The sequence below is a fragment of the Glutamicibacter sp. AGC46 genome (genome assembly GCF_053543715.1).
Window position 1 is genome coordinate 95936 of the sequence record NZ_JBLVOJ010000011.1, and the last position, 26928, is coordinate 122863.

Sequence of the window (26928 nt, forward strand, 5' to 3'; positions counted from 1 at the left end):
ATTCCATGGCCTCTTCAATGCTTTATTTCGGCGACTAGCCGATGCGGGTGTACGCCAGATCGAAGACCAGACGACCAGCCTTGAGCGCCTTGCCTTCGAAGCTGGTCAGGATCCGGCGCTCGAAACGCGGGGCCCAGCCACCCTGGGCATCGGTGAATTCTGGCTCGGGGTCGAAGCCTTCCATGCCCTCGCGGCGCACCTTGGTCAGGTTGCTCTCAGTGCCGGACAGATTGCCATGATGCTGGTTCTCGAAGTCCGGATGGGCTTCGAGGACTTCGCGCATTTGCTCGGCGTAGTTGGACCAGTCGGTGGCCAAGCGCAGGGTGCCTCCCGGCTTGAGCACGCGGGAGACCTTGTCCAGGAACGAGGCCTTGATCAGGCGACGCTTATGGTGGCGCGGCTTGTGCCATGGATCTGAGAAGAAGATCCAGATCTCATCGGCGCTGTTCTCGTCCAGCATGACATCCAGAACCTCTGGGGCATTGGCCTGCACTGCGCGGACGTTGGTGATGCCGAAAGACTCGACCTTCAGCATCAGCTGGGCCAGGCCCGGACGGTAGACCTCAACGGCGAGGTAGTTGCGCTCGGGATCATCCTTGGCGGCGTTGGCGATGCATTCGCCCAGGCCGGTGCCGATCTCCACGATCAGCGGTGCGGTGCGTCCGAAAGCCTCGGCAGGATCGAGCTGGAAGTCATCGGCAACCGAAGTGTCGGCGATCTTGCGGGGCGGCTCAATGACGTACTGATCGGCATTGCGCTCCCAGGCGCTGGCACGGCGGCCCTGCAGGCGGTTGCCGCGGCGCACGAAGGATACCGGCTCGGCACGGAAAAGGTCTGGGTTCCTAGGGGCAGTGCCGTGGGCTGGGCGCTGCTGCTCGCTCGATTCGCTCATGATGATTAATCCTATCCGAGCAAGCTGCTTCGATGCTTGCCGAACGGTAGGGGATTGGACACCCCTAGAAGAAAATCGGGGGGATCCCCGATGGAGTAAAACAGGCAAAAGACAGAGAATATAACCATGACTGATTTAGTGCGCGGTATTCTCAACATTATTTGGCTGCTTTTCGGCGGCCTGTGGCTGGCCTTGGGCTACGTGTTGGCAGGCATCATCTGCTGCGTGCTGATCGTGACCATTCCATTCGGCATCGCCTCGTTCCGCATTGCCGGCTATGCGCTGTGGCCGTTTGGCCGCACCGTGGTCGACAACGGCCCGGTAGGCGCGTTCTCCACCCTGGGCAACATCATCTGGATCATTTTTGCTGGTATCTGGATTGCCGTTGGGCACGTGGTAACCGCGATCCCGATGTTCATTTCGATTATCGGCATCCCGCTGGGGATCGCAAACTTGAAGATGATCCCGGTTTCCCTGATGCCTCTGGGCAAGGTCATTGTGCCTTCGGACTATTTCATCGGCGGTGTTCGCCGCTAGGCTGCGCCAAGACAGCGAATGGCTGCCAACCCTTGATGGGGTTGGCAGCCATTCGCTTTATGTACGAACCTGATCAGCTCTTGAGGTACTCATCGTGCTGGCGGTGCGCTTCGGCGACCTCGACACGGATCTTGTCCACGTCCTTGGCCTTGTCGCGGTACTTCTTTTCCATGGTTTTCACATACGCTTCTTCCTCCACCAAGGCGCGGTAGATGCGTTCGCGTTCGACCGCGTCCGAGGTGTAGCTCAGGTCGTTGTAGCTGTTGGCATGGCGGCGCAGGTTGCCGATGGCAGTCTGGGCCTTGCCTGCCTTGCTGAACAGCGAAGCGAGAATTGTCAGCACCAGGACACCGATAATGACGCTCAGCGACAGGCCGGTGCTGATTTCAATGACCATCACGTGCTCACCATCATTGATGAATGGCAAGTTGTTCTCGTGCAGTGCATGCAGGATCAGCTTCACGCCGATGAATGCCAGGATTGCTGCCAACCCGTAGGACAGGTAGATCAAGCGGTCCAGCAATCCGTCGAGCAGGAAGTAGAGCTGGCGCAGTCCCATGAGCGAGAAGGCGGTAGCCGTGAACACGATGTAGACGTTCTGGGTGAGTCCGAAGATCGCAGGGATGGAATCCAGAGCGAAGAGAATATCGGTACCGCCGATGGCCACCATGACCAGCAGCATCGGAGTCAGGACCTTCTTGCCATCGATCTTGGTGAACAGCTTGTCGCCGTCATAGTTGTCGGTAGTGTGGAATAGCTTCTTGGCGATCCGGATGATGAAGTTGTTGGCCTCATCAGATTCGTCATCCTTCTTCAGCAGGTTGCCTGCGGTCAACAGCAGGATCAGGCCGAACAGGTAGAAGACCCAAGCGAACTGGTTGATCAGCGCCGCGCCGACAAAGATGAAGGCGGTACGTGCGATCAGCGAGAAGACGATGCCGAAGAGCAGGACTTTCTGCTGGTCTTCGCGGGGTACGCGGAAGCTGGCGATGATAATCAGGAAGACGAACAGGTTGTCGACCGACAGGGCCTTCTCGGTAATGTAGCCGGCAAAGTACTCGGCACCCATGTCGATTCCGCCGAAGACCAGCACCAGCACACCGAAAACGAGGGCCAAGCCAACATAGATGCTGGACCAGATCGCTGCTTCACGCAGCGATGGAACGTGGGCCTTGCGGATGTGGAAGAAATAGTCGAAGGCCAGAAGGGCGAGAATCACGACAATCGTGATGCCCCAAATCATAGGGGAAACTCCCATAGGGATTCCTGCTTTCGTAAGTAGCGCGCGAACGCATCTGAGTAAGTCTCTTCACCGACCCCGGGGCTGGCCGCAAAACCCGGCAGGACCATGAAGTCCTGCGTATTGACGGATTCAACGATTATGAATACTCCCTTACGTTCTACCAGCTTATCCTGATGCGATGCTTCTGGAAAAATCTTGGTCCGTGGATGTCATGATGATCTGTAATGTACTTTGTCTTTGTGCAGTTGGGTAGGCGTCAATAGCAATTCGAAGAATGCACTTTGCTTGGAGCAACGTGGGCTAGGGGCAGGAACTAGGCGCTGCTAGAGCGACTTGTGCATCTTGATGCTGGTGGTTTCATATCCAAGCGATTCATAGAGGCCGCGAGCGCTCTGGTTGAATCCGAACACATTCAGCCCCAGGGTACGTGCGCCGTGGGCACGGGCGTATTCTTCGGCCAAATTCATGGCCTGGCGTCCGAACCCCTTGCCGCGGTGCCCGGGGTCGACAACTATGTCCCAAACCCACCATGAAGCCGGATCGCCTGAGGTGTCGTGGCCGATCCAGACATAGCCCACATCGCCGAAAATGCCATGCTCCAGGGTGAATACCGCATTGGTGCAACTTGGCAATCCGGTGGGAAAGGCCCGGGTCATGGCCCGGTCTGCATCTTCCTGCGCCTTGTGCTGGGAACTGCCAGCGGCAACAAGGTCCGATACGTACTCGGCGGTACTTCGTGCCATCCACGAATGGAATTCTTCAGCGGGAAGCGGGTGGAGTTCTAATGGCATGCCCGGAGTCTACCGGTTGAGGGCGGCACGCTATTTCCGCGCGGCCAGGATTTGTTCACGCAGGATATCTGCGTGTCCGCAATGCTGTGCCAGTTCACGCAGCATATGCAGCTGGATCCAGCGCAGCGGCAGCGGTCCACGCCGGTTGCCTGAGAAGACGTCATCTCCTGTTTTGCCTTCGACTGCTTGATGCGACAGTTCGATGGCTTGGGCATATTCGTGCCGAATCGAATCGATGGTGTCGGAAGCCTCCAAGTCGAATGATTTGCTGGGCGAAGAGGCAATGCCCAGCTCTGCACGGCTCCGGCCGGTGGCTGCTTCACCGAACCAGACCCGTTCCACGAAGATCGCATGTTTCACCAGCCCGAGCAGCGTGGTCTTGGATTCAACCAACTTCAATCTGGCTTCGGCTTCACTCAGTCCGCCGGTGCAGGAAAGCAGCATCTGCCGGTGCTGATCGATGAAAACTTGGACCATATCATCGTGGGTCAGTGAAAAAATGTCTTTGGAATCCGGGTTGGCCATGCCTTATCTTAAGTCGGCAAATCGTCAGTGACAAGGTATTTTGCCTCTGGGGCAAGTGAAATGGAAAATCTTTCGAAAATCTTGCTCTAGCTGGAATACGAAGAGTGCGAGTAGAGTTGAGTTAAGTACACTCAAGTTTATGGGTTCACCCAATTAGAGAAAGGATGCGCGTGGACACCAAACTCACCACTAAGAGCCAAGAAGCCCTCTCGGCTTCCGGGATGAACGCTTCAACCGCAGGCAATCCGCAGATTGAACCTGCGCACCTGCTGAAGGCCTTGCTGGACCAGCGCGACTCCGTCGCAGTCGCCCTCCTGAAGACCGCCGGATTGGATGTCGACGCGCTTTCGGTCAAGGCAAGCGCTGTCATCAACGCATTGCCTTCCAGCTCCGGCAGTTCAGTGGCCCAAGCCCAGTACTCCCGACAGGTGCTGCAGGTTGTGAGCAACGCCCAAGCGGCTGCCGCAGAAATGGGGGACACCTACGTCTCCACCGAGCACCTGCTTATCGCCTTGGCATCAGACCAGACCAAGGCCGGCGACGCGTTGCGCGAATTCGGGGCCACCCGCGAACTGCTGGTGGGCACCTTGCCCACCATCCGCGGCGACCGCAAGGTCGATAATCCGGATCCGGAGGCCACCTTCCAGTCCCTGGAGAAGTTCGGCACCGACATGACCGCCCTGGCGCGCTCGGGCAAGCTGGATCCAGTCATCGGCCGCGACCGCGAGATCCGCCGCGTGGTCCAGGTGCTCTCCCGCCGAACCAAGAACAACCCGGTGCTGATCGGCGAGCCAGGCGTTGGCAAAACCGCTGTCGTTGAGGGGCTTGCCCAGCGCATGATCGCGGGCGACGTGCCGGAATCCCTGCGTGGCAAGACCCTGATCTCGCTGGATCTGGGCGCCATGGTCGCCGGCGCCAAGTACCGTGGCGAATTCGAAGAGCGGCTGAAGTCGGTATTGGAAGAGATCAAGGCTTCGGACGGCCAGATTGTCACCTTCATTGACGAGATCCACACCGTGGTCGGCGCCGGAGCCTCCGAAGGCGCCATGGACGCGGGGAACATGCTCAAGCCAATGCTCGCCCGCGGCGAGTTGCGCTTGATTGGTGCTACTACCTTGGACGAGTACCGCGAGAACATCGAGAAGGATCCCGCCCTGGAACGCCGCTTCGCACAGGTGTATGTCGGTGAGCCCAGCGTGGATGACACCATTGCCATCCTGCGTGGGTTGAAGGAGCGCTACGAGGCGCACCACAAGGTTTCCATTGCGGACTCCGCCTTGGTGGCAGCATCCACGCTGTCCAACAGGTACATCTCCGGCCGCCAGCTGCCAGACAAGGCCATCGACCTGGTCGATGAGGCCGCTAGCCGCCTGCGCATGGAGATCGACTCGGCTCCGGAGGAAATCGATGAGCTGCGCCGCGAGGTGGACCGGCTGACCATGGAGGAGCTGGCGCTGTCCGATGAAACGGATCCAGCTTCGGTGGAACGCCTGGATGCGCTGCGCAAGGACATGGCCGACAAGAAGGAACAGCTGGACGCGCTGAACTCCCAGTGGGAAGCCGAGAAGGCTGGCTTGAACCGCGTCGGCGACCTGAAGGTCAGGCTCGACGAATTACGCAGCCAGGCCGACAAGGCCCAGCGCGAGGGCGACCTGGAGCAGGCCTCTCGCCTGCTCTACGGGGAGATCCCAACGCTGCAGCAGGAACTGGATGCGGCGGCAGCTGCCGAAGCCGATAAGGCCGATACGCACACCATGGTTGCCGAGGAAGTCACCGCGGATGACATTGCAGAAGTCATCTCGGCGTGGACCGGTATTCCGGCCGGGCGCATGCTGCAGGGCGAAAGCCAGAAGTTGCTGGATATGGAAGAAATCATCGGGCAGCGCCTGATGGGGCAGAAGCAGGCTATTGCCGCTGTCTCTGACGCCGTTCGCCGTACCCGCGCCGGCATTGCCGACCCGAACCGGCCTACCGGATCCTTCCTGTTCCTGGGTCCTACCGGTGTCGGCAAGACCGAGCTGGCCAAGTCCCTGGCTGACTTCCTCTTCGATGATCCACGGGCGATGGTGCGGATCGACATGTCCGAATACTCGGAGAAGCATGCGGTTTCGCGCCTGGTCGGTGCCCCTCCGGGCTACGTAGGGTATGAAGAGGGCGGGCAGCTGACCGAAGCTGTGCGCCGCCGCCCGTACTCGGTGATTCTGCTGGACGAGGTGGAAAAGGCGCATCCGGAAGTATTCGATATCCTGCTGCAGGTGCTCGATGACGGGCGGCTGACCGATGGCCAAGGCCGCACCGTGGACTTCAGGAATACCATTCTGATCCTCACCTCGAATCTGGGTTCCCAGTTCCTGGTGGACCAGAGCATGGAAGACGAGGCCAAGAAGTCAGCGGTGATGAGCGTGGTCAATGCATCGTTCAAGCCGGAGTTCTTGAACCGTCTCGATGAGGTCATCCTCTTCGACCCATTGAGCATCGAAGAGCTGGGCAGCATCGTCAAGCTGCAGATCGACCTGCTCGCACAGCGCTTGGCCGACCGCCGCTTGAACCTGGAGGTGGATCAGGCCGCCAGCGATTGGCTGGCCCTGACCGGTTACGATCCTGCCTACGGCGCTCGTCCGCTGCGCCGCCTGGTGCAGCGCGAGATCGGAGACCGGCTGGCCAAGGAGATCCTGGCTGGAACGGTGCAGGACGGGGATACTGTAGGGGTCACCCTGGACGAAGTTGGCGACAAGCTCAAAGTTGCCAAGAAGGCCTAGGAGCCTGGCAATGGCGAGGGCGTGAACGGATGGAATCCCGTTCATGCCCTCGCCATTTTTCCTGAACGCAGACTTAGCTGTCGGTGGTCTCCTGTGCCTTGGACGGCTCCTCTTCGGAGTTCTCCGATTCTCCATCCGTAGAGCCCTCTGGCAGCAACGAGTTGCGGACGTCGCCCTCGGACAGGCTCAGGAAGCACGAAACGGTGCGGTCGCCCTGGCCCCAGGTGCTCTCCGAGGGACGCGAGAAGTGATAGGTCCAGGTGGAGTCCAGCCCTGCACGAGGATCCAGTGACACCGATTTGCACAGGTCTTCGGATTGGGTGAGCAGCACGTTGGCTCCCGGGTACTCCTCGCCAGTGACCTGGAAGATGCCGATCAGTTGGGCATTGTGGGAGGAATCACAGGTTACGACCGTCTGCGGATCCAGTGGTGAATTGAATCCGCGCAGGCAGTCGCCTTGCTCCAACTGGGTTGGAGGCATCTCGGTGGCAACAATGCCGTCGAGGCCTGGATTCTCGTTGCGCTCCACGTTGTTCGCAGTTGGCGAAGCAGGGGGATCCACTAGTCTCAACACCACGAAAACCACTGCCGCGGCCAGTGCGAGAACGGCGACAATCATCAAGGCCCATTGGGCACTTTGACGCTTGGGCTTCTCCGGTTCTGGCTGCAATGGCGGCAAAGCCGCCTGCGGCTCGGGCAGATTGTTTTCCACCACCTGTTGAGCTCCTTCGTGGTTGGGTCGGGCGATCGCTCGCCGGCTCAATACATAGTCGTTGGACTAATCGACAGTCTAGCGGTTTCGGAGGGTGTTGCATTCAGCGCTCGCCGGTGAATCGTGTTAACCTTTAATTACGAAAGAACTGATCACATATTCGGGGGCCTTCATCTTTTCACGGTGGACCACCTCCCGACTCTACTGAAAAGAGGGGGTCACGCCATGGGGCGCGGCCGTCAAAAGGCTAAAGCACAGCGTCAGGCGCGAGATATCAAGTACTACTCGCCGTCCACTGACCTTTCGGCACTTGAACGCGAGTTGGGCGTTCAGTCCGATCATCATGCTCAGAACACTGAGCGTAATGATTCATCGTATGACGAAGAATATTCGGAATACGACGAGCTGACTAAGAAGTACTCGGGAGATGACGAAGACGAGTAGCCTCGTCTTCTGATGCCGGGAGTCCTTGGCTCAGAGTGCCACACCTTAAGCATTGAGTGGTACAGCTCTTCAGTACATTTTGCGACAAGCCGCAGCGACTAAGCTAAATTAGCTTTTAGTCGTTGCGGCCTTTGTCGTGCCCAGTAATTGTTAGGTGGAACGTGAGCACTCCAGAAGAGCTATCCATCCAGATGGCGCATCATTCGGCCATCCGGTCGATGCAGCGCATTGTCGAGCAGCAGGCACCTGAATCCCCGGAAGCTGAAGCGCGTGCCGGGGTGCGCCAAATGCTTTCCGCTGGCGGGGTCCTGGTGGTCACCGGAGCCGGTGTTTCTACCGATTCCGGAATCCCCGACTACCGGGGACCCAACGGTTCATTGCAGCGCCACCGGCCGATGACCTATCAAGAATTCCGATTCCGTCCTGAAGCCCGGCAGCGCTATTGGGCCCGTGGCTACGTCGGCTGGCGCCATATGGACAAAGCCGAGCCTAACCACATTCACCAGCGCTTGGTGCAGTGGGAAGAGCACGGGAAACTCAGTGGAATCATTACGCAGAACGTTGACGGGCTGCACCAGCAGGCCGGATCCAAACGGGTCATTCCGGTCCATGGCGACTTGTCGATCGTCCGCTGCCTGGACTGCGGGTACAGCGAGAACCGCAATGACTTTGATCTGCGCCTGCAGGCGGCCAACGAAGGCTATTTGGAAGCCGTGGAAATCGACCCCAGCGCGGTGAACCCCGATGGGGATGTGGAGCTGCCCCAGTATCTGGTTGACCGGTTCAACATGGTGGCCTGCTTGAGCTGCGGCTCGCTGGCCCTGAAGCCTGATGTGGTGTATTTCGGCGAGAACGTTCCGGTTGAACGCAAGGAACGCATTGCGGCACTGGAAGCGGAATCCACATCGCTCTTGGTGCTGGGCTCCTCCCTTGCAGTGATGAGCGGGTACAAGATCCTGTTGAACTTCGTCAAGCGGGATTTGCCGGTGGCGCTGATTACCAACGGCCACGTCCGCGGTGAACAAAAAGCAACCTGGCGCTGGCGTGTGCCTTTGGAGCACGCCCTGAAGCAACTGGACTAGCAGGCCGGTATTTCGTCCCGCAAGGGACACCAATGAAGCGTGCCAAATGCTGCTCTGGGCACTCAGCCCGGCAGGAAGCTCGCACTGGTGCAGCACCACCGGCAGCATTGCCTGGCGCCTGGAAGCCGGGCAAGAGGGCTCCGGTCAACCCTGCATCCCCATTCGCATGGCGATGGCGTTAAAGAACCGATGCGCCGCACTGGGATCAGTGCGGCGCATCGGCAAGGAAGCGGATCCTGCGAGTACTACTTGGCGTAGTTGCCGGTCAGCAGCACTGCGCCGCCGTCAACGCCCTTGGCTCCCTGGACGTAGTCCAGTCCGGCATCGGCTGCCGCTGGATCGATATTCTCGACGCCGCCCATGACCCAAGCTCCCATGCCAGCCTTGTTCAGCAGCTCTACGGCACGATCAGCTACAGCTGGATCAACAACAGCAACCATGCCCACACCCAGGTTCAGGGTGCGCTCAAGGTCAGGCTGCGGCACGTTGCCCAGCTGGGCGATGGTGGAGAAGACTGCTGGCAGGGACCAGGTCGAGCGGTCCACACGGGCCATCAGGCCCTGGGGCAGCACGCGAGCCAGGTTGGCAGCCAGGCCCCCACCGGTGACGTGGCTGAAGCCGTGCACGCCGAAGTTCTCGCCGTCGTTCAGCTCGCCCACCAGATCCAGGCAAGCGGTGGTGTAGATGCGGGTCGGAACCAGCAGTTCCTCGCCCAAGGTCTTGCCGAACTCTGCAACTTCGCGTTCCAGCTCCCACTTGGCGTGGGCGATGACGCGGCGCACCAGCGAGTAGCCGTTGGAGTGGATGCCCGAGGACGCCATGCCGATGACGACGTCGCCGGCCCGCACGCGCTCCGGGCCCAGCAGCTGGTCAGCTTCGATGACACCGGTAGCAGCACCGGCAACATCGTATTCGTCCTCGGCCAGCAGGCCCGGGTGCTCCGCAGTTTCGCCGCCAACCAGCGCGGTGCCGGCCAGCTTGCAGCCTTCCGCGATGCCGCGCACGATATCCGCGATGCGCTCCGGGACGACCTTGCCGGTGGCGATGTAGTCGGTCATGAACAGCGGCTTGGCGCCCACCACGACAATATCGTCGACCACCATGCCGACCAGGTCCTGGCCGATGGTGTCGTGGATGTCCAGCTTCTGGGCGATGGCAACCTTGGTGCCCACCCCGTCGGTGGAGGTAGCCAGGTACGGCTTCTTGTAACCGGTCAGGAACGATACATCGAAGAGCCCGGCGAAGCCGCCGACCCCTCCGACAACGCCCGCGGTGTGGGTTGCCTTGATCGCGCCCTTCATCAACTCAACGGCACGGTCACCGGCCTCAACGTCAACGCCGGCACCGGCATAGGTGATGGAAGTTGGCTGCTGATCATTGCCGCTCATGGCAGTCGGTTCCTTTTCTGTTCTGGGCGCCGCATTTCCGGCGCCCTTTGCAACGAGATGGTTGGGATCGTGGAGGGGATTAGCTGTTGGTTTCGAACTCGGCATCAGGACCTGGCTCGCAGCCGCCCTGGTTGCTGCGCTCCAGCAGGTTCTTGCCGCGGCGCTCCTCGTTCGGCAAGGCGATCGGGTACTCGCCGGTGAAGCACGCGGTGCACAGGCGCTCGCGCGGCTGGCGGGTCGCTTCGATCATGCCGTCTTCGGAAATGTAGGCCAAGGAGTCCGCGCCGATGGAGGTCGCGATCTCAGCCACGGCAGCGCCGTTGGCGATCAGCTCGGCACGCGAGGCGAAGTCGATGCCGTAGAAGCAAGGCCACTTGACCGGAGGCGAGGAGATCTTCACATGCACCTCGGCGGCACCGGCCTCGCGCAGCATGCGCACCACCGCGCGCTGGGTGTTGCCGCGGACGATCGAATCATCCACCACCACGACGCGCTTGCCGCGCAGCACGGTTTCCAGCGCATTGAGCTTGAGCTTGATGCCCAGCTGGCGCAGGGTCTGCGATGGCTGGATGAAGGTACGGCCCACGTAGGCGTTCTTCACGAAGCCGTGGGTGAATGGAATGCCCGATTCCTCGGCGTAGCCGATGGCGGCCGGGGTGCCGGACTCCGGAACCGGGATCACGATGTCCGCGTCCGCGCTGTTCTCGCGGGCCAGCTGGCGGCCCATTTCCACGCGGGATTCGTAGACCGAGCGGCCGGCAATGGCAGCATCGGGACGAGCCAGGTAGACGTACTCGAAGACGCAGCCCTTGGGGGTGGCTTCGGCGAAGCGGGTGGAACGCACGCCGTTCTCGTCGATGGCGATCATTTCGCCGGGTTCGATTTCGCGGATGAACGAGGCGCCAACGGTAGCCAGTGCAGGCTGCTCCGAAGCAACAACCCAGCCTCGGTCCAGCCGGCCCAGGACCAGGGGGCGAACACCATGCGGGTCGCGGGCTGCGTAGAGGGTGTCCTCGTTCATGAAGACGAAGCAGAAGGCGCCTTCGATCTTCGGCAGCAGCTCCAGCGCGGTTTCTTCCAGCGACTGGCCTTCGGAACCGGCCAGCAAGGCGGTGACCAAGGCGGTGTCGGTGGTGTTGCCCTGGGCGAGTTCGCCGCGGACCTTGCCGCCTTCGGCCTGCTGCTTGGCGGAGACCATATCGGCCAGATCAGCGGAGTTGGTCAGATTGCCGTTGTGGGCCAGGGCGACGGTACCGGCCTGGGTCGGGCCCAAGGTCGGCTGCGCATTGGCCCAGTGGCTGGCACCGGTGGTCGAGTAGCGGCAGTGGCCGATAGCCAGCTGGCCGGCCATGGAGTTCAGCGTATTCTCGTCGAACACCTGGGAGACCAGGCCCATGTCCTTGTAGACGTTGATACGCGCACCGTCGCTCGTGGCAATACCAGCGGATTCCTGTCCGCGGTGCTGCAGGGCATACAGGCCGTAATAGGTGAGTTTTGCGACCTCTTCGCCAGGAGCCCAAACGCCAAAAACGCCGCATTCATCCTGCGGCCCCTTTTCGTTTGGAAGCAGGTCGTGATTTAAGAATCCATCGCCACGCGCCATGTTGGTTATTCTCTCATGTTCCAGTTGGTCGACACCGACCAAAAATGTGGTGGGTGGCGGCCAGGTGCGCGGCCGCCTGCTCTTCTAATTCAGGAGAAAAGCTGCCTAGCCTTGTAGTCCGCTGGAGTCAGTGTCCTCGGCCAGAGGAACTGCCAGATGCTTGGTGGTTTTGCGTGAGGTCACGCGATCAACAATCACATACGCCAATGCGCCGATGCCTACGCCCAGGCCTGCACCGAATATGGCGAAGAATCCGGACGCCGAGGTGCGGGTGTAATCCTGCGATGGTTCGCCAAGCAGGCCAATGATGAGACCGGCTAGCGCGCCAAGGACCGCGAAAGTCAAAATGAACGGCCAGAACTTGGGCGACGAGTGAATATGCACTTCAACACTCTGATCGGCAGAAGACGGGGTAGCGGGGTGTTGCTCCATACCCTTAAGGGTACTCAATAAGTGGTAGGTGCGCTGACAAGTCTGCCCTAAGTCCCGAAGCATGCAATTGCCCAGTCTGCAAGGCCTCGGCCCAGCCGATACGCCCAGTAGCAAGGGAAAGCCAGAGCTCAGCAGGCATTTCGACTACATTCGGAGGTGTTCCGCGGGTGTGCCGGGGACCCGCTATGCACTGAGTCACACCGAAGGGCGGAACGCGTACCTCGACCGAGTTGCCCTCGGCGCGGGAGGCCAGCTCCTCCAGCGAAAAGCGCACCGCGGTGGCGAGCACCGGGCGGGCTATTTTTCCTTGTCCCTGCGTGGTTCCGGACCATTCGCGCAGGGCCGCTCGGCCAGCGGTTTCATCAACGCGCCGTTTGATTGCCATGGGTCGATTCCACTTTCTCTCAATGACGGAGAAACGTCATATTTGCGTGCGCTGGGCATCTACTGTGGATCTGGAAAACCGAGAAATCCAGCCATGCCAACTCTAGTTCAGCCACCGCAGCGCCGGTTGGATGCCGGCATGATGCTGTGCCGAAGACTTCCAGGGGGCGCTTTGGGCTTGCTGGCGCCGAATTCGCCCCTCGGCCCGGTGCCAGGCGGGCGGCCAGATGGACGGGGCCTGCGGCTAATGCCTGCGCGTCATAGACGCGGTTGACCCGCTGGATCTCCGGTAAACTCGACCGGGTGAAGGTACTGGTTATTGGCCCAGGCGGCCGTGAGCATGCAATTGTCCGTGCACTGAGTGCAGACCCCTACGTCAACGAAGTTCATTGCGCCCCCGGCAACGCCGGTATCGCACAGGACGTCACTACCCACGCGATCGATGCGCAGGATCCTGCCGCAGTCGTCGCGCTCGCCCGGGAACTGGGCAGCGATCTGGTGGTCGTCGGCCCCGAAGCGCCGCTGGCTTCCGGTGTTTCCGATGCGCTGATCGCAGCGCAGATCCCGGTCTTCGGCCCGCCCCAGGCTGCCGCGCAGCTCGAAGCGTCCAAGGCTTTTGCCAAGAACGTCATGGCTGCCGCTGAGGTTCCCACCGCCATGGCCCATGTGGCCACCAACCGCGAGGAAGCCGCCAGCGCGCTGGATGACTTCGGTGCGCCGTACGTGGTCAAGGACGATGGCCTGGCCGCCGGCAAGGGCGTCGTGGTCACCGGCGATCGCGACGAAGCGCTGGAGCACGCAGAAGCCTGTTTTGCCGCCGGCGGAACCGTAGTGATCGAAGAATTCCTCGATGGCCCAGAAGTTTCCCTGTTTGTCATCTGCGATGGCAAGCATGCTGTTCCGCTGGCCCCGGCACAGGACTTCAAGCGCATCTTCGAAAACGACGAAGGCCCGAACACCGGTGGCATGGGTGCCTACTCGCCGCTGGAATGGCTGCCGGAGAGCTTCGTCGACGAGGTCATGGACCGCGTCGCCTACCCGACCCTGCGCGAAATGGAAAAGCGCGGCACCCCATTCACCGGCGTGCTGTACTGCGGCTTGGCGATCACCAAGCGCGGCATCCGCGTCATCGAGTTCAATGCCCGCTTCGGCGACCCGGAAACCCAGGCTGTCCTTGCCCGGCTGAAGACTCCGCTGGGCGGTGTGCTGCTGGCTGCCGCCAAGGGCCGGCTCGATGATGCCGAGCAGCTGACCTGGTCCGCGCAGACCGCAGTTGATGTGGTCATCGCCGCCGAGAACTACCCGGACACCCCGGTCAAGGGAGCGGTGATCTCCGGGCTGGAGGCAGCCAACGGAATTGACGGCGTGCACGTGATGCATGCCGGAACTTCCGCGGATGCTGAAGGGAACATCATTGTTTCCGGTGGCCGCGTACTGGCCGTGGTGGGCCTGGGCGATGGCCTCGCCGCGGCCCGCGCCGCAGCGTACGCCGGGGTTGCCGAGATCAGCTGGGACGGTGCCCAGTCGCGCACCGACATTGCGTTGAAGGCCGAACGCGGCGAAATCGCCATCGCCAACGAAAGCAAGTAGAGGACTACAGAACTCATGGCAGGATTCCAGACTGAAGTGCTCGACCTAGAAGGTTGGGACCATTACTACTCGGGCAAGGTACGCGACCTGTACGTGCCTGCGGGCGCCAGCTTCGAAGGCACCGACCGTGTCCTCGTGGTGGCCTCCGACCGCATCAGCGCCTACGACTTCGTGCTGGCCAGCGAAATCCCGGACAAGGGCAAGGTGCTGACCCAGCTCAGCCTCTGGTGGTTCGAGCAGCTGGGCGACTTCGCCAACCATGTCATCTCCACCGATGTTCCAGCCGAGGTGGCCGGACGCGCGATGGTGTGCAAGAAGCTGGAGATGTACCCGATCGAGTGCATCGCCCGCGGATACCTGACCGGATCGGGCCTGGCCGAGTACAAGGCCTCGCAGACCGTGTGCGAGCTGCCACTGCCGGCAGGACTGGTGGATGGCTCGCGCCTGGAACCGGCGCTGTTCACCCCATCGGCCAAGGCCGAGGTGGGGGAGCACGACGAGAACATCTCCTTCGAGCAGACCGTGGAACGCGTTGGCGCCGAAGTTTCCGAGGCGCTGCGGGAGAAGACCGTGGCCCTGTACGAGCAGGCCGAGCAGATCGCCCGCGCGCGCGGCATCATCCTGGCCGATACCAAGGTGGAGTTCGGAGCTGATCCGGCCACCGGCGAGATCACCCTGGGCGATGAGGTGCTGACCCCGGATTCCTCGCGTTTCTGGGATGCCGAATCCTACAAGCCGGGCCAGGCGCAGGCCAGCTTCGACAAGCAGTTCGTCCGCGACTGGCTGACCTCCGCCGAATCGGGTTGGGACAAGAACTCGGGCGAAGAACCGCCTCAGCTGCCAGCCGGAATCATCGAGAAGACCCGTGCCCGCTACATCGAGGCCTACGAACGGCTCACCGGCCAGGTCTTCAGCGCCTAGGCGCAGGCGAAGAACAACCACGCACGGCAAAGCCCTCCGCTGATCGAAGTGATCTGCGGAGGGCTTTGCGCTGTCCTGGACGGGATCAGACCAGCGAGTCCTTCCACGCCTTGTGCAGGGCCGCGAAGCGCCCCTCATCGGCAATCAGCTGCGCTGGGGTGCCGTCCTCGGTGATCTTGCCATCGTGGACCACCAGCACGCGGTCCGCGATCTGCACGGTGGACAGGCGGTGCGCGATGATCAGCGCGGTGCGGTTGCCCAGCAGGGTTTGCAGTCCGCGCTGCACTGCCCGTTCCGAAGGGATATCCAGGGAGCTGGTGGCCTCATCAAGGATCAGCACCGCAGGATCGGCAAGGAAGGCGCGGGCAAAGGAAATCAGCTGGCGCTGGCCGGCCGAGACCCGTCCGCCTCGCTTGTTCACGTCGGTGCCGTAGCCCTCAGGCAGATCCAAGATGAACTCGTGGGCGCCGACCGCACGGGCGGCGTACTCGATATCCTCCGGCGAGGCGCCCGGCCGGCCCAGCGCGATGTTCTCGGCCACCGATCCGGAGAAGAGGAACGCCTCCTGGGTGACCATCACCACGTGCTGGCGCAGTTCCTTGTTCGACAGCTCGTTGATCGGCACCGAATCCAGTTCCAAGGTGCCCGAACGCAGGTCGTAGAAGCGGGCAATGAGCTTGGCCAGCGTGGACTTGCCGGCACCGGTCTGGCCTACCACGGCCACCGTTTGGCCCGCCGGGATCCGCAGGTCGAATTCCTCCATGATCACCGGGCCCTCGCCGTAGCCGAAGACCGCATCCTTGAAGACCAGCTCGCCGGCCACCTTGCGGATGGTGCGAGGGGCCGCAGGCTCGCGCACCGTCGGTTCTTCCTCCAGCAGCCCCGAAACCTTCTCCAGGGCGGCGGTGGCCGACTGCAGCGAGGAATAGAACATGGCGATCTGCTCGACTGGCTGGAACAGGCGCTTGGAGGCCAGCAGGATGGCCACCATCGCACCGACCTGCATGGTGCCGTCGATGATGCGGAATCCGCCGTAGGCGAGCAATGCCGCCACCGTCAGGTTGCCGATCAGGACCAGTCCCGGCTGCAGGACGCCGAAGAGGTTGAAGGAACGCACCGAGTTCACCCGGTACTGCTCCGCGAGATCCGAGTAGTTCGCGTCGTTGGCTTCCTCGCGGCGGAAGGCCTTGACCGCGCGGATGCCGGTCATGGTTTCCACGAAGGTGGAGATGACCTTGGCCGAGACCACGCGGGATTCGCGGTAGAGCAGCTCGGAGCGGCGCTGGTACCAGAAGAAGAGGATCGCTACCGGAAGGACGGCCACGCAGACCACCAGGCCGCTGCGCCAGTCGAGGAAGAAAATCGAGACCAGGGTGAAGACCACGAACACGCAGGAGGAGGCCAGTTCCGAGACGCCTTGATCGAGCAGCTCGCGCAGCGTTTCCAGATCGGAGGTCTGCCGGGAAATGATCCGCCCGGAGGTGTAGTTCTCGTGGAATTCGAGGCTCAGCCGCTGGGTATGGCGGAAGACCTGCTGGCGCAGATCCAGGAGCATCGCCTGGGAGATCTTCGCCGCGCTGGTGATGTACCAGGAGAGCAGCACGCCGCTGAGCACGGCGCACACGATGTATCCGGCCCCGGTCATCCCCAGGGCACCCCAGTTGCCTTCGCGCACCTGCGGCAGGGTCCAGTCGATCGAGAAGGCGATCAGCACCGGAAGCAGCACGCGTGCCGCGTTGGAGAACAGCACCAGCACCACGGTGAGGACGAAAAGCTTCTTCTGCGGCACGGCCAGCGAGGCCAGCAGCCGGAAGGAACGTTGCCGCACGACCTTGCGTTCGGCGGCAGAGAGCTTGATGGCGTCTTCATTGGCGACGCCCAGTGGCTTGCTCATCGGGAGACCTCCACGGTGGCTGGCTGGTCTTCGTCATCCAGGCTGGCGATGACGAATCGGTAATGCTCATTGGTGCTCAACAGGTGGGCGTGGCTTCCCACCGCGTCGATGCGGCCATCGCGCAGCAGCGCCACGCGGTCGGCGAGCATCACGGTCGAGGGCCGGTGGGCCACGATCAGCGTGGTGGTTCCGGCCAGGACTTCGCGCAGCCTCTCGGTGACCAGTTCCTCGGTGCGCACATCCAGGGCGGACAGCGGATCGTCGAGGACCAGCACGCTCGGGCGCGCTGCGATGGCGCGGGCCAAGGCGATGCGCTGGCGCTGCCCGCCCGATAGCGACAGGCCTTCCTCGCCGATCAAGGTGTCTACCCCTTCGGGCAACGCGTAGGCAAACTGCGCCTGGGCGACGTCCAGGGCTTCGGCGAGCAGGGCTTCGCGCTGCTGCTCATCCAGGTTTTCCGGGGCGCCGAGCAGCACGTTGCCGCGGATGGAGGTGGAGAATAAGGTGGTGTCCTCGAAAGCCACGGCGATCTCGGTTCGCAGTTCCTGGAGGTCCCAGTCCTTGACGTCCTGTCCGTGGATGAGCACCTCGCCGGAGGTCGCTTCATGCAGGCGCGGAACCAGGTTCAGCAAGGTGGACTTGCCCGAACCGGTGATGCCGACAAGGGCCATGGTTTCCCCGGGACGGATCTCCAGATTGATGTCGGCCAGGATCGGCCGGTGGGTACCGGCGGTATCCGGGTAGGCGAAGCGCACATGCTCCAGCTTCACGCTGCCATCGCGTTCTGCAGGGACCCGGGGCTGCGCGGTAGAATCGATGTCATTGATTGAATCCATGACCTCGAAGTGGCGGTCCAGCGCAGTTTTGGTGCTCAGTGTCATGCCCAGCAGCATTCCCATGCCCTCGACGGGGCCGGCGATGACCGCGGCGATGGCGAAGTAGGCCACCAGCGAGCCGACGCTCAGCGTGCCGTTGGCGACCTGGGCAATGCCGATCAGCAGGCCGATGCCCAGAATGGTTTCAGGCACCGCAACGACGGTGAGCAGGAAGCTGGCCAGCGTCTTGGCCTTGGTTATTTCGGTTTCCTGCAGGGACTTTGCCTGGGCGCTGAAGCCCGCGTAGACATGCGGCCCGCGGCCGAAGGCCTTGATGACGCGGATGCCGTGCACTGATTCTTCCACCGCGGTGGCCAGGTCCCCAGCCTGGTCCTGGCTGCGGCGGCTGGCGGCCCGGTAGTCGTTGCGGAAACGGTAGGCCTTGATGGCAATCGGGATAGATCCCAGCAGGTAGAGCAGTCCCAGGATCCATGAATGGGTGAACATCAGCACCAGCCCGGTGATGACGGTGACGGTTTCAACAACCAGCATCATCGCGCCGAACGCGAGCCAGCGGCGCAACAAGGAGAGATCCGACATGGAGCGGGAGAGAAGCTGCCCCGAGCCCCAGCGTTCGTGGAACGCCACGGGCAGGCGCTGCAGGTGCTTGTAGAAGCGGATGCGCATCTGCGCTTCAAGGCCTGCTGCGGGATTCAGCACGAATTGGCGGCGCAGGAAGATCAGCAGGGCTTCGACAAGGCCCAATGCGGCAACGATGCCAACAGAGAGCCACACCTCCGAGGCTGCCCCATCACGATGCAGGACGACATTGACCAGCCAGGCGAGCACCTGGGGGATGGCCAGCGCGACAATTCCGGCGCCGAGCGCGCAGAGGAAACCGCAAAAGAGCCGGGGGAAGATCGGCTTGACGAATGGAGCAAGCCGTTTCAGTGTTGCGGAGAGCGGGACCGGATCTTTCGAACCGGCCTGTTGAGCTTGAGCCACGGTACCCCGCATTCATCCAGAAGTTTGACAGAGTTACAGACTACCGGCAGTAGTTGGGATAATTCAATCAATAGGCAACTATTGGAATGAAGTGCTTCACATTGGAGGCAAATAATCCCCGGTCGAGCACCAAGAAGGTGCTTGACCGGGGATTACCCGAAGAAATTTCGTGGCTTAGTCGCGGGCAGCCAGGGTAACCATGATGGCTTCCGGCGGGCAGGCGAAGCGAATCGGAGCGAAGCGCGAGGTGCCCACGCCAGCGGAAACATTCAACGGAACGGTGTTGCCGTTGTATTCCCAATCGCTCAGGCCGCGGGCGCGCCACGTAGGCAGATCGCAGTTGGAGACCAATGCGCCATAGCCCGGGATGCACACCTGGCCGCCGTGGGTGTGGCCAGCGAAAATGACATCAGCCTTCGCCTCGGTGAATTGGTCAAGAACCCGCTGGTAGGGCGCGTGGGTGAGCGCAATGCGCACGTGGGGCGCCTGGCTGCTTGAGGAGGAACCACGCGGCCAGCCAGCGAAGAGGTCCCGGTCGATGTGCGGATCATCCACGCCGGTAAGATCCAGGCGCAGGCCATTGAGCACCGTGGAATGCGCACGGTTGGACATGTTGATCCAGCCGGCTCCGCCGAAGGCCCGGTGCATTTCTTCGAACGGCAACTGGTCCCGCGGGGCAGGGTTGGGAGTTCCGGTGGAAGGAGCCAAATACCTGAACGGGTTCTTCAGCTTCGGAGCGTAGTAGCAATTGGACCCGGGAACGAAGGCGCCAGGGAAAGCCATCAGCGGTTCCAGCGCCTTGATCAAAGCCGGCACGGCCTTGCGGTGGCTGAGGTTATCCCCGGTGTTGATGACAAAGTCGGGCTTCAGATCAGCCAGACCGCGCAGCCACTGGGTTTTGGCTTCCTGCCCTGGAACCATGTGGATGTCCGAAAGGTGCAGGACCTTGATGTCGCCGTATCCGCGGGGCAGGACCTTAAGCGATTCGTGGCGCAGCCCGAACTTTTGGGCCTCCAGCATGCCATAGCCCACCAGAGCTCCGCCGATGGCCAGAGCGCCGGTGGCGGCAAGGGCCGCAGTACCGCTGGCATGACGTAATGCCGAAGCGAAATTATTCTGTTCAACCATGACTTCTGTGCCATCGTCCTTTCAAGCCCGGAGGCAACTTCTGGTGGAGTTCTCCTATGCCAATCTAAACCGAAAGGCCGCGTCCAACCAAAGTTGAACGCGGCCTTTCGAATATTCAGCTAGTCATCGGACTTCTTGCCGTTGCCGTTTCCATTGCCGTTTCCGTTGCCCTTGTTATCGGAGTCGGGCTTCGGCGAGGATTCTTCCTTAGGCTTGGAATCTTCCTTCGACTCTTCCTTGTCATTGTCCTTCTCATCCGAGTCGGACTTGGAATCGTCTTCTTCCTTCGGCTTTGGCGGAGGCGGCTGGCGACGGGCCGAACCGAAGTTGTTCCGCTCGTATTCGTGCACGGCCTCCTCCATGAAGTCCACCCACAGCGGGGCGGCGAAGGTCGAGGAATCGACCATCCAAGGGGCCTTCTTGTCGTTGACCATCGCGCCGTGCATCTGGTTCTTCTCTTCGCCGGCCTTGCCCTTGAGTCGGCCGACCCAGGTGGCGGTGGAAATTCCGGTGGTGTAGCCGACGAACCAGGTCGAGGACGCGTAGTTGTTGGTACCGGTCTTGCCAGCGATTGGGCCGTCGACGCGGCCCTTGGAGACGCGGTTGGTGGCGATCTTCTTCAGGGTGCCGTTCAGATCGGCAACGTAGGTCGGGTCGATTTCCTGGGAGCAGGATTCCTTCTTGACCTTGTACTCGTTGCCGTCCTTGTCGGTCACGCTGTTGATGGCGCGTGGTTCGCAGTACTCGCCCTTGTTGGCGAATGCAGCGAATGCGGCGGCCTGGGACAGCGGGGTGATTTCTGCCGAGCCGATGATGAACGAAGGGTTCGAAGGCGAGATCGGGGCAGGGCCGCCCTTGGCGCCCTGATCCAGTACGCCAAGCTTCTTGGTGTAATCGGCGATGGTGCACAGGTCGGTCTTGTAGGCCTCCTGCACGGTCGCGGTATTGATCGACCAGTACAGGCCGGTATCCACGGTCATCGAGCGGTAGAAGCCAGGCGATGCATTCTTCGGTTCCCAATTAGAACCAACAGTTGTCGTTCCTCCGGGAAGGCAAGATGCCCGCCACTTGGAGCCGGGTACGAAAACCTGCTTCTTGGCATTGATCTTGTCGTACATGCGGTTGCCTTCGGACAGCCAGCCCAAGGTGGTGTACGGCTTCATGGTAGAACCACCCTGGAACCCGCCAGCGCCACCCAGGGAACGCTCGACAGCGAAGTTGTAATAGGTGTTCTCGCCCGAGTTCTTGACTTCCGGACCGTAGGTGGTGTTCTGCGCCATGGTCAGGATCTTGCCGGTGCCCGGCTCGACCGAAACGATCGAGGAGTAAATGTCGGTGTTGGACTTGGCCTTTGGATCGATAGCCTTCGCTGCGTCCTTGGCGGCCTTCTTGTTCAGCTTGCTGTTCAGGGTGGTCTTGACGGTCAAGCCGCCACGGTACAGCAGGCCTTCGCGATCTTCCTTGGTCTTGCCATAGGTGTCATCGGAAAGGATCAGATTGGTGACGTAGTCGCAGAAGTAGGCATTTTCCTTGGCCGCGGTGCAACCGGAAGGGGACGTGCGCGGATCCAGTTCCAGGTCCGACTTCACCGCCTTGTCGTATTCCTTCTTGGTGATTGCGCCGGTGCGGTACATGTTGCCCAGCACCTTGTTGCGGCGGTCGATGGATCGCTCAGGGTTGTTGATCGGGTTGTAGACGTTTGGCAGCTGGACCATGCCGGCAAGCATGGCCGACTGCTGCACGTTCAAGTCCTTGGCATCGGTTGAGTAGAAGTGCTGAGCGGCAGCCTGCACGCCGTACTCGCGACCCGAGAAGAGCACCAGGTTCAGGTAGCCCTCCAGGATCTGGTCCTTGGACATTTCCTTCTCGATGGCCACCGCGTACTTCAGCTCGCGGATCTTATCCGAGTAGCCCTTCTGGCCGGAAACAGTGGATTCGTCCGAACCGGTGAGCACCTGGTTATTCACTAGCAGGTTGTTCACGTACTGCTGGGTCAGGGTGGAAGCACCAGAGCGGCTCGAAGAGGTGAGGTTGCCAACTACTGCACGGGCGATGCCCTTGGGGTCGATGCCCTTGTGCTCGTAGAAACGCTCATCTTCCACCGAGATGATCGCCTTGCGCATGTTTGGCGAGATGTCATCTAGCTTCACAGGCTGGCGATTTTGCTGGTAGAAGTTCGCAATGGCCTTGCCATCAGCGTCAAGGATCGTGGAAGGCTCCGGGATGGGGAGCTTTTCAAACGAGCTCGGGAGCGCGCTGACGATGTTGTTACCGGTGGTCAAACCGGTTTTTGCGATAGCTGCAATGGGCACGAGCATGCCTGCTGCGAGCACACCACACAGGGCGCTGATTCCGAAGAATGCAACGACTTTTCCCAGGGTGGTAGCGGTATCAAAAAAAGGGGACTTCTTGGCTGCCATACCCACTAGTTTACAAGGACGCGCTAACGTATCGAGTATGACTAAATGGGAATACGCCACTTTGCCGCTTTTGATTCACGCTACGAAGCAGATTTTGGACCAGTGGGGTGACGATGGCTGGGAGCTGGTAACCGTGGTTCCAGGCCCCAACGGCTCATCTCCAGTGGCCTACATGAAGCGTCCGAAAGCGTAACTAGCAACAACATTTACTGAAGGAGAAATCCCATGCAAGAAGCTACTTCCTCGCGTGTCGAGGCTCGTCTGGCCGAGCTCGGTCATGCCTTGCCAGCTGTGGCAAAGCCGGTAGCCGCCTACCTGCCAGCCGTTACCACCGGCAACTATGTCTACACCTCTGGCCAGCTTCCGCTGATTAAGGGTGAACTCACAGCCGTTGGAAAGGTTGGTGCCGAGGTTTCGGCCGAGGAGGCGAAGGCCCAGGCGCAGACCGCTGCGCTTAACGCGCTAGCCGCCATCAAGGCCGAAATTGGTGATCTAGATCGCATTAAGCGCATCGTGAAGGTTGTCGGTTTCGTGTCGTCGGCACCGGACTTCACCGGACAGCCAGGCGTCATCAACGGGGCATCGGAGTTCTTCGGCGAGGTACTCGGCGATGCAGGCTTGCACGCACGCTCGGCCGTCGGCGTTGCCGTTCTGCCGCTGGATGCACCTGTCGAGGTCGAGGTCATCGCCGAATTTGAGTAATTCAAGCCAGATTCCTGCTGCGCGGTCCCGCCGGGCATTCCCGGCGGGGCCGCGCAGCGGTATGGTGCGCCGGCTCTTTGATTTGCCACCGCATCAAATTGCCACCGCCGAAAACTGGTTCTCTTTCGGTTCGCGCACGCCGCGCACCCCGCGGCGCGCGTCCTCCATCTGCCTTGTGAGGGATTCTTCCCACGGCGTGGAGACCTATCTGACTTATCGCCCCGGGGGCTCCCCACTGGGCAACGTGGCCTTTCCAGGCGGCAGCCACGAGGCGAGCGACCGTGCCACCTACCAATGGTTCGGTCCGAGCCTGTCCCAATGGTCCAAGCGCATGGACATGCTGGACCAGCAGTTGGCGCAGGCATACATCGTTTGCGCCATCCGCGAGCTTTTCGAAGAGACCGGAATCCTGCTGGCCGGCACCGATGAGCAATCCGTGGTCGAAATGACCGATGCAGAAGACTGGATGACCGCCCGCGAAGCAATCGCCGGACAGGACCTGGCCTTCGACGAATTCCTGCGCCGCCGCGGACTGGGCTTGCGCACAGACCTTTTGCGTCCGGTATCCCACTGGCTCAACCCGAACTTTGCCCTGCGCCGCTTCGACACCTGGTACTTCACTGCCACCGTGCCCAACCGCCAGGAGGCTGCCTTGCTGCGCGGCAAAGGCAAATGGGGGCGCTGGTGTGCCGCCGGGGAAATATTGGCCAAACGCAGCACCAGCGAGCTGGGGGACAGCGTTGGCCAACCCAACACAGTGAACCTCGCGCTCTCGGAGATTAGCTACCCGGCGGTGGAAATGATCCTGGAAGCCATGGCGGAGGCCAATGGAGTGGTCGCCTACCTTTCGCGGGCCCGTTCGTTGAATCTCAAGCATCCGGACCTGCTGGTGCGCGATGGCATTTACTATCTGGAAGTCCTTGGCTCCATGAGCGCTGAATCCTCCCGCCCATGGCAGACTACTGCCGGGCACTGAGAGCAGAACTTAAACAAAGCAGGCCGGGAATCCTTGAAGGATTCCCGGCCTGTTTGCATCACTGCGGTTTAGCGCGAGCGCTGGCGCAGACGCTGGATATCCAGGATCACGACGGCGCGTGCTTCCAGGCGCAGCCAGCCGCGCTGCACGAACTCGGCCAGAGCCTTGTTCACGGTTTCGCGGGAAGCACCAACGAGCTGAGCCAGCTCTTCCTGAGTCAGTTCGTGGGCAACCAGGATGCCGTCGGTAGCTGGGCGACCGAAGCGGTCAGCCAGATCCAACAGAGCCTTGGCAACACGGCCAGGAACGTCAGAGAAGACCAGATCGGCCAGGGACTCATTGGTACGACGCAGACGTGCAGCCAGAGCCTGCAGCAGCTGGATCGAGACCTCAGGGGAGCTCAAGATAGCCTTGCGCATGTTCTCGTGGCTCAGGCCCGCCAAGCGGGTCTCGGACACGGCGGTTGCAGTTGCGTTGCGTGGGTGTGGATCGAACAATGCCATCTCGCCAAACAGTTCGCCTGGGCCAAGAACAGCAATCAGGTTCTCGCGACCATCCGAAGAGGTGCGACCCAGCTTGATCTTGCCCGAAACGATGAAGTACAGACGGTCACCCTGATCGCCTTCACGGAACACCGATGCGCCGCGGGAGAGATCAACCTCGGTCAATTCTTCGGTTAGCGCGGCGAATACTTCATCACCAAGCGACGCAAACAGTGGCGCGCGACGCAGTACCTCGATATCCATTAAATCTCCTGTCAACAGTAGTAGGCGCTTACTTCATTGTGCCGTATTCGGTAACAATGTGACAGTTTCCACACGTGGTTTAACCAAGAAAATGTTGAAAATCACGCACATTCGACTAAAACTCGCGAATCTGCTCGCAGAAATCCATCAGCTTCTAAGGGTACCTTGGGTCTATACGAACTTTATGAATGAACTGGGGTCTTGGTGCTCGGAATTTTCAGCTGGCTCGACGTAGTCATCTGCGCTGTTTTGCTGACGTTTTTCGTTGTTGGAGTTCGTCGAGGTTTTCTGCTGACCATTGGCGACATGCTCGGCCTGATTGTCGGCGGCGTCGCCGCATTCTTCGCCATCCCGCTGGTTTCCACCTTCGCCACGAACCCCTGGTGGCGGGTCGGCCTGATGATAGCTACCGCAGCCGTGCTGATCATTCTCGGGCAAGCTCTGGGACGGGTGATTGCAACCCGCATCCGCCACTGGATGAATGTCGATTTCCTGCGTGCCGCGGACCGCATTGCCGGTGGCGTGCTGTCGGTGTTCATTACCGCCACAATCATCGGTGGCTTGGCCTTTTCCACTTCAAGCATGGGTATTCCAAGGCTTTCGCTGGAGATCAGCAAGTCCAAGATGATCGACTCGATTCGTGGCCTGACACCCGAGTTTGTCGATGCCGCGATTTCCACCGCACGCTCCAAGGTGATCGCCGAAACCCTCCCCGCATTCCTGGAGCCTTTCGCGCCCCCGGTCCAGGCGCCGGCCAACACCGAATGGGCAGCTAACGACCTGCAGCTGGCCGCTGCCCAATCGGCCGCCAAGATCTCCGGTACCGCGGTGCAATGCGGTGTGAACCTGACCGGCTCAGGCTTCGTTGTCGACCACGAGCTGGTCATGACCAACGCGCACGTGGTCGCCGGATTGAGCGCGGCAACCGTGGAGGTCGGCGGTGATGAAGTTCACCGCGGAAAGGTTGTTTATTTCGATCCCAAGGCCGACATCGCGCTGCTTTACGTCGAAGGGCTGGAGGCAGAGCCTATCGACCTCGCCGCTGATGACCTGATGCGCGGCGACTCGGCAACCTTTGTCGGGCACCCAGCGGGCGGCCCGCAGCAGATCCGCGGAGCCTTGATCGCTTCCCGTGCCTTCGTCTCCATTGCCAATATCTATGGCGCGGACCCATCTCGAATCTCTGTCTACCAGCTCACCGCGGAAGTAGCCCAGGGCAATTCCGGCGGACCGCTGCTGGATGAATCCGGCGACGCGGTGGGCTTGATCTTCGCCAAGTCGCGCAGCGATGACGAGGTCGGCTTCGCCCTGAGCCTCGAAGAGATCGAGAACGCCATGGAGCTGGGCGGCGATCGGCGCACCAGCATCAAAACAGGCGACTGCGTCACCGGCTAGGGCTTGCGGCTATTTGCCCAGCAAATGCGCGAGCTGCTGAACCGCCAGCTTGTAGCCGTGCACGCCCGCACCGATGATGATCGAGCTGGCTACCGGCGAGATGAAGGAATGGTGGCGGAACGCTTCACGCTTGTGCACGTTCGAGATGTGCACCTCGATGGCTGGCAACTGCACGCCGCTGATGGCATCGGCAATAGCCACAGATGTATGGGTGAATGCGCCGGGGTTCATGATGATGCCGGCTGCGGTAGTGCGGGCCTCGTGAATCGCGTCGATGAGCACACCCTCATGGTTGGACTGCAAGGCGCGCAATTCGAAGCCGAGGGCCGCAGCGGTTTCCCGGGCCAGCTGCTCAACATCGGCCAGGGTGTCGTGGCCATAGATTTCCGGCTCCCGGGTGCCCAGCAGATTCAGGTTGGGGCCGTTGAGCAGCAAGATGGTGTTCGATGCGTTCTCAGTCATGAACTCAAATCTATTACACAACCGGGAAATTCCCGCCCGAATTCTTTGGCCCCGTAATACAAGAAGCCGCCGTGCGTCCACA

General features: G+C 61.1%; 24 protein-coding genes. 9 read left to right on the forward strand and 15 right to left on the reverse strand.

The features are described from left to right. Window positions 1-34: 34 nt before the first annotated feature. Complete coding sequence (gene trmB, locus ACNPM8_RS05555) at window positions 35-892, reverse strand: tRNA (guanosine(46)-N7)-methyltransferase TrmB (RefSeq protein ID WP_133833561.1); 858 nt, start codon at window positions 890-892, stop codon at window positions 35-37. 126 nt (window positions 893-1018) lie between these two features. Here trmB and ACNPM8_RS05560 point away from each other — a divergent pair, with 126 nt between their 5' ends. After that, entirely contained in the window at window positions 1019-1429 is a 411-nt protein-coding gene (locus tag ACNPM8_RS05560; protein WP_105656996.1) for a YccF domain-containing protein, read from the forward strand. A gap of 73 nt (window positions 1430-1502) precedes the next feature. On the opposite strand, the gene ACNPM8_RS05565 is transcribed toward ACNPM8_RS05560, so the two are convergent. The 3 genes from ACNPM8_RS05565 to ACNPM8_RS05575 all read right to left on the reverse strand — a co-directional run bounded on the left by ACNPM8_RS05565 (window position 1503) and on the right by ACNPM8_RS05575 (window position 3940). Beyond that, window positions 1503-2687: a TerC family protein gene (locus ACNPM8_RS05565; RefSeq protein WP_105656995.1), complete on the reverse strand. Its 1185-nt coding sequence runs from the start codon at window positions 2685-2687 to the stop codon at window positions 1503-1505. Between the two features lie 308 nt (window positions 2688-2995). Beyond that, a complete protein-coding gene (locus ACNPM8_RS05570) occupies window positions 2996-3463 on the reverse strand; it encodes a GNAT family N-acetyltransferase (RefSeq protein ID WP_133833562.1) in 468 nt (155 codons plus the stop codon). A gap of 30 nt (window positions 3464-3493) precedes the next feature. Continuing rightward, a complete protein-coding gene (locus ACNPM8_RS05575; protein ID WP_448939438.1) occupies window positions 3494-3940 on the reverse strand; it encodes a DinB family protein in 447 nt (148 codons plus the stop codon). A 218-nt stretch (window positions 3941-4158) separates the two neighbouring features. Between ACNPM8_RS05575 and clpB the strand changes: the two genes are divergently transcribed. Further along, entirely contained in the window at window positions 4159-6747 is a 2589-nt protein-coding gene (gene clpB / locus ACNPM8_RS05580; protein ID WP_133833564.1) for an ATP-dependent chaperone ClpB, read from the forward strand. Window positions 6748-6820: 73 nt separating this feature from the next. Here clpB and ACNPM8_RS05585 read toward each other — a convergent pair whose 3' ends face one another. Next, the gene (locus ACNPM8_RS05585) at window positions 6821-7462 is read right to left on the reverse strand and encodes a septum formation family protein (RefSeq protein WP_133833565.1); all 642 of its coding nucleotides are present in this window, start codon (window positions 7460-7462) and stop codon (window positions 6821-6823) included. Between the two features lie 222 nt (window positions 7463-7684). On the opposite strand from ACNPM8_RS05585, the gene ACNPM8_RS05590 reads away from it, so the two are divergent. Next, the gene (locus ACNPM8_RS05590) at window positions 7685-7903 is read left to right on the forward strand and encodes a DUF3073 domain-containing protein (protein WP_105657086.1); all 219 of its coding nucleotides are present in this window, start codon (window positions 7685-7687) and stop codon (window positions 7901-7903) included. Between the two features lie 191 nt (window positions 7904-8094). After that, window positions 8095-8985: a Sir2 family NAD-dependent protein deacetylase gene (locus ACNPM8_RS05595; RefSeq protein ID WP_133833708.1), complete on the forward strand. Its 891-nt coding sequence runs from the start codon at window positions 8095-8097 to the stop codon at window positions 8983-8985. A 245-nt stretch (window positions 8986-9230) separates the two neighbouring features. Here ACNPM8_RS05595 and purM read toward each other — a convergent pair whose 3' ends face one another. From purM to ACNPM8_RS05615, 4 genes are all read right to left on the reverse strand, one after another. Continuing rightward, window positions 9231-10373: a phosphoribosylformylglycinamidine cyclo-ligase gene (gene purM, locus ACNPM8_RS05600; protein ID WP_332485915.1), complete on the reverse strand. Its 1143-nt coding sequence runs from the start codon at window positions 10371-10373 to the stop codon at window positions 9231-9233. Between the two features lie 79 nt (window positions 10374-10452). Continuing rightward, window positions 10453-11976: an amidophosphoribosyltransferase gene (gene purF / locus ACNPM8_RS05605; RefSeq protein WP_105656990.1), complete on the reverse strand. Its 1524-nt coding sequence runs from the start codon at window positions 11974-11976 to the stop codon at window positions 10453-10455. A 105-nt stretch (window positions 11977-12081) separates the two neighbouring features. Next, window positions 12082-12408 (reverse strand): hypothetical protein, encoded by a 327-nt coding sequence (locus tag ACNPM8_RS05610; RefSeq protein WP_105656989.1) that lies wholly within the window; start codon window positions 12406-12408, stop codon window positions 12082-12084. Window positions 12409-12412: 4 nt separating this feature from the next. Continuing rightward, window positions 12413-12793: a sterol carrier family protein gene (locus tag ACNPM8_RS05615; RefSeq protein ID WP_105656988.1), complete on the reverse strand. Its 381-nt coding sequence runs from the start codon at window positions 12791-12793 to the stop codon at window positions 12413-12415. A gap of 302 nt (window positions 12794-13095) precedes the next feature. Here ACNPM8_RS05615 and purD point away from each other — a divergent pair, with 302 nt between their 5' ends. Together purD and ACNPM8_RS05625 are read left to right on the forward strand one after the other, a co-directional pair. Then, a complete protein-coding gene (gene purD, locus ACNPM8_RS05620; protein WP_448939439.1) occupies window positions 13096-14382 on the forward strand; it encodes a phosphoribosylamine--glycine ligase in 1287 nt (428 codons plus the stop codon). 15 nt (window positions 14383-14397) lie between these two features. Further along, window positions 14398-15303: a phosphoribosylaminoimidazolesuccinocarboxamide synthase gene (locus tag ACNPM8_RS05625; RefSeq protein ID WP_332498200.1), complete on the forward strand. Its 906-nt coding sequence runs from the start codon at window positions 14398-14400 to the stop codon at window positions 15301-15303. A gap of 85 nt (window positions 15304-15388) precedes the next feature. Here the strand turns inward: ACNPM8_RS05625 and ACNPM8_RS05630 are convergent, their stop codons facing one another. From ACNPM8_RS05630 to ACNPM8_RS05645, 4 genes are all read right to left on the reverse strand, one after another. Then, a complete protein-coding gene (locus tag ACNPM8_RS05630; protein ID WP_400341982.1) occupies window positions 15389-17197 on the reverse strand; it encodes an ABC transporter ATP-binding protein in 1809 nt (602 codons plus the stop codon). Further along, a complete protein-coding gene (locus tag ACNPM8_RS05635; protein WP_448939440.1) occupies window positions 17194-19017 on the reverse strand; it encodes an ABC transporter ATP-binding protein in 1824 nt (607 codons plus the stop codon). Before ACNPM8_RS05635 ends, ACNPM8_RS05630 begins: the two co-directional genes overlap by 4 nt. A 174-nt stretch (window positions 19018-19191) precedes the next feature. Then, window positions 19192-20145, reverse strand: a complete 954-nt coding sequence (locus ACNPM8_RS05640; RefSeq protein ID WP_105656984.1) for a metallophosphoesterase — start codon at window positions 20143-20145, stop codon at window positions 19192-19194. Window positions 20146-20264: 119 nt separating this feature from the next. Then, on the reverse strand, window positions 20265-22565 hold the full coding sequence (locus tag ACNPM8_RS05645; protein WP_105656983.1) for a transglycosylase domain-containing protein: 2301 nt from the start codon (window positions 22563-22565) through the stop codon (window positions 20265-20267). Window positions 22566-22790: 225 nt separating this feature from the next. Between ACNPM8_RS05645 and ACNPM8_RS05650 the strand changes: the two genes are divergently transcribed. Together ACNPM8_RS05650 and ACNPM8_RS05655 are read left to right on the forward strand one after the other, a co-directional pair. After that, a complete protein-coding gene (locus ACNPM8_RS05650) occupies window positions 22791-23267 on the forward strand; it encodes a RidA family protein (RefSeq protein WP_105656982.1) in 477 nt (158 codons plus the stop codon). 61 nt (window positions 23268-23328) lie between these two features. Continuing rightward, a complete protein-coding gene (locus tag ACNPM8_RS05655; RefSeq protein ID WP_105656981.1) occupies window positions 23329-24243 on the forward strand; it encodes an NUDIX hydrolase in 915 nt (304 codons plus the stop codon). 68 nt (window positions 24244-24311) lie between these two features. Here ACNPM8_RS05655 and ACNPM8_RS05660 read toward each other — a convergent pair whose 3' ends face one another. Next, window positions 24312-24989 carry a Crp/Fnr family transcriptional regulator gene (locus ACNPM8_RS05660; RefSeq protein WP_448939441.1) on the reverse strand — a complete coding sequence of 226 codons (678 nt, stop codon included), beginning with the start codon at window positions 24987-24989 and terminating at the stop codon, window positions 24312-24314. A gap of 204 nt (window positions 24990-25193) precedes the next feature. On the opposite strand from ACNPM8_RS05660, the gene ACNPM8_RS05665 reads away from it, so the two are divergent. After that, window positions 25194-26384 carry a MarP family serine protease gene (locus ACNPM8_RS05665; protein WP_286134139.1) on the forward strand — a complete coding sequence of 397 codons (1191 nt, stop codon included), beginning with the start codon at window positions 25194-25196 and terminating at the stop codon, window positions 26382-26384. Window positions 26385-26393: 9 nt separating this feature from the next. Here the strand turns inward: ACNPM8_RS05665 and aroQ are convergent, their stop codons facing one another. Continuing rightward, a complete protein-coding gene (aroQ, locus tag ACNPM8_RS05670; RefSeq protein WP_105656979.1) occupies window positions 26394-26846 on the reverse strand; it encodes a type II 3-dehydroquinate dehydratase in 453 nt (150 codons plus the stop codon). Window positions 26847-26928: the final 82 nt, after the last annotated feature.

Excerpts from the sequence above, each read along its gene's own strand:
- trmB (WP_133833561.1), bottom strand. The coding sequence starts at position 892 with ATGAGCGAATCGAGCGAGCAGCAGCGCCCAGCCCACGGCACTGCCCCT.
- ACNPM8_RS05560 (WP_105656996.1), top strand. The coding sequence starts at position 1,019 with ATGACTGATTTAGTGCGCGGTATTCTCAACATTATTTGGCTGCTTTTC.
- ACNPM8_RS05565 (WP_105656995.1), bottom strand. The coding sequence starts at position 2,687 with ATGGGAGTTTCCCCTATGATTTGGGGCATCACGATTGTCGTGATTCTC.
- ACNPM8_RS05570 (WP_133833562.1), bottom strand. The coding sequence starts at position 3,463 with ATGCCATTAGAACTCCACCCGCTTCCCGCTGAAGAATTCCATTCGTGG.
- ACNPM8_RS05575 (WP_448939438.1), bottom strand. The coding sequence starts at position 3,940 with ATGGTCCAAGTTTTCATCGATCAGCACCGGCAGATGCTGCTTTCCTGC.
- ACNPM8_RS05590 (WP_105657086.1), top strand. The coding sequence starts at position 7,685 with ATGGGGCGCGGCCGTCAAAAGGCTAAAGCACAGCGTCAGGCGCGAGAT.
- ACNPM8_RS05595 (WP_133833708.1), top strand. The coding sequence starts at position 8,095 with ATGGCGCATCATTCGGCCATCCGGTCGATGCAGCGCATTGTCGAGCAG.
- purM (WP_332485915.1), bottom strand. The coding sequence starts at position 10,373 with ATGAGCGGCAATGATCAGCAGCCAACTTCCATCACCTATGCCGGTGCC.
- purF (WP_105656990.1), bottom strand. The coding sequence starts at position 11,976 with ATGGCGCGTGGCGATGGATTCTTAAATCACGACCTGCTTCCAAACGAA.
- ACNPM8_RS05610 (WP_105656989.1), bottom strand. The coding sequence starts at position 12,408 with ATGGAGCAACACCCCGCTACCCCGTCTTCTGCCGATCAGAGTGTTGAA.
- ACNPM8_RS05615 (WP_105656988.1), bottom strand. The coding sequence starts at position 12,793 with ATGGCAATCAAACGGCGCGTTGATGAAACCGCTGGCCGAGCGGCCCTG.
- ACNPM8_RS05625 (WP_332498200.1), top strand. The coding sequence starts at position 14,398 with ATGGCAGGATTCCAGACTGAAGTGCTCGACCTAGAAGGTTGGGACCAT.
- ACNPM8_RS05630 (WP_400341982.1), bottom strand. The coding sequence starts at position 17,197 with ATGAGCAAGCCACTGGGCGTCGCCAATGAAGACGCCATCAAGCTCTCT.
- ACNPM8_RS05640 (WP_105656984.1), bottom strand. The coding sequence starts at position 20,145 with ATGGTTGAACAGAATAATTTCGCTTCGGCATTACGTCATGCCAGCGGT.
- ACNPM8_RS05645 (WP_105656983.1), bottom strand. The coding sequence starts at position 22,565 with ATGGCAGCCAAGAAGTCCCCTTTTTTTGATACCGCTACCACCCTGGGA.
- ACNPM8_RS05650 (WP_105656982.1), top strand. The coding sequence starts at position 22,791 with ATGCAAGAAGCTACTTCCTCGCGTGTCGAGGCTCGTCTGGCCGAGCTC.
- ACNPM8_RS05655 (WP_105656981.1), top strand. The coding sequence starts at position 23,329 with ATGGTGCGCCGGCTCTTTGATTTGCCACCGCATCAAATTGCCACCGCC.
- ACNPM8_RS05660 (WP_448939441.1), bottom strand. The coding sequence starts at position 24,989 with ATGGATATCGAGGTACTGCGTCGCGCGCCACTGTTTGCGTCGCTTGGT.
- aroQ (WP_105656979.1), bottom strand. The coding sequence starts at position 26,846 with ATGACTGAGAACGCATCGAACACCATCTTGCTGCTCAACGGCCCCAAC.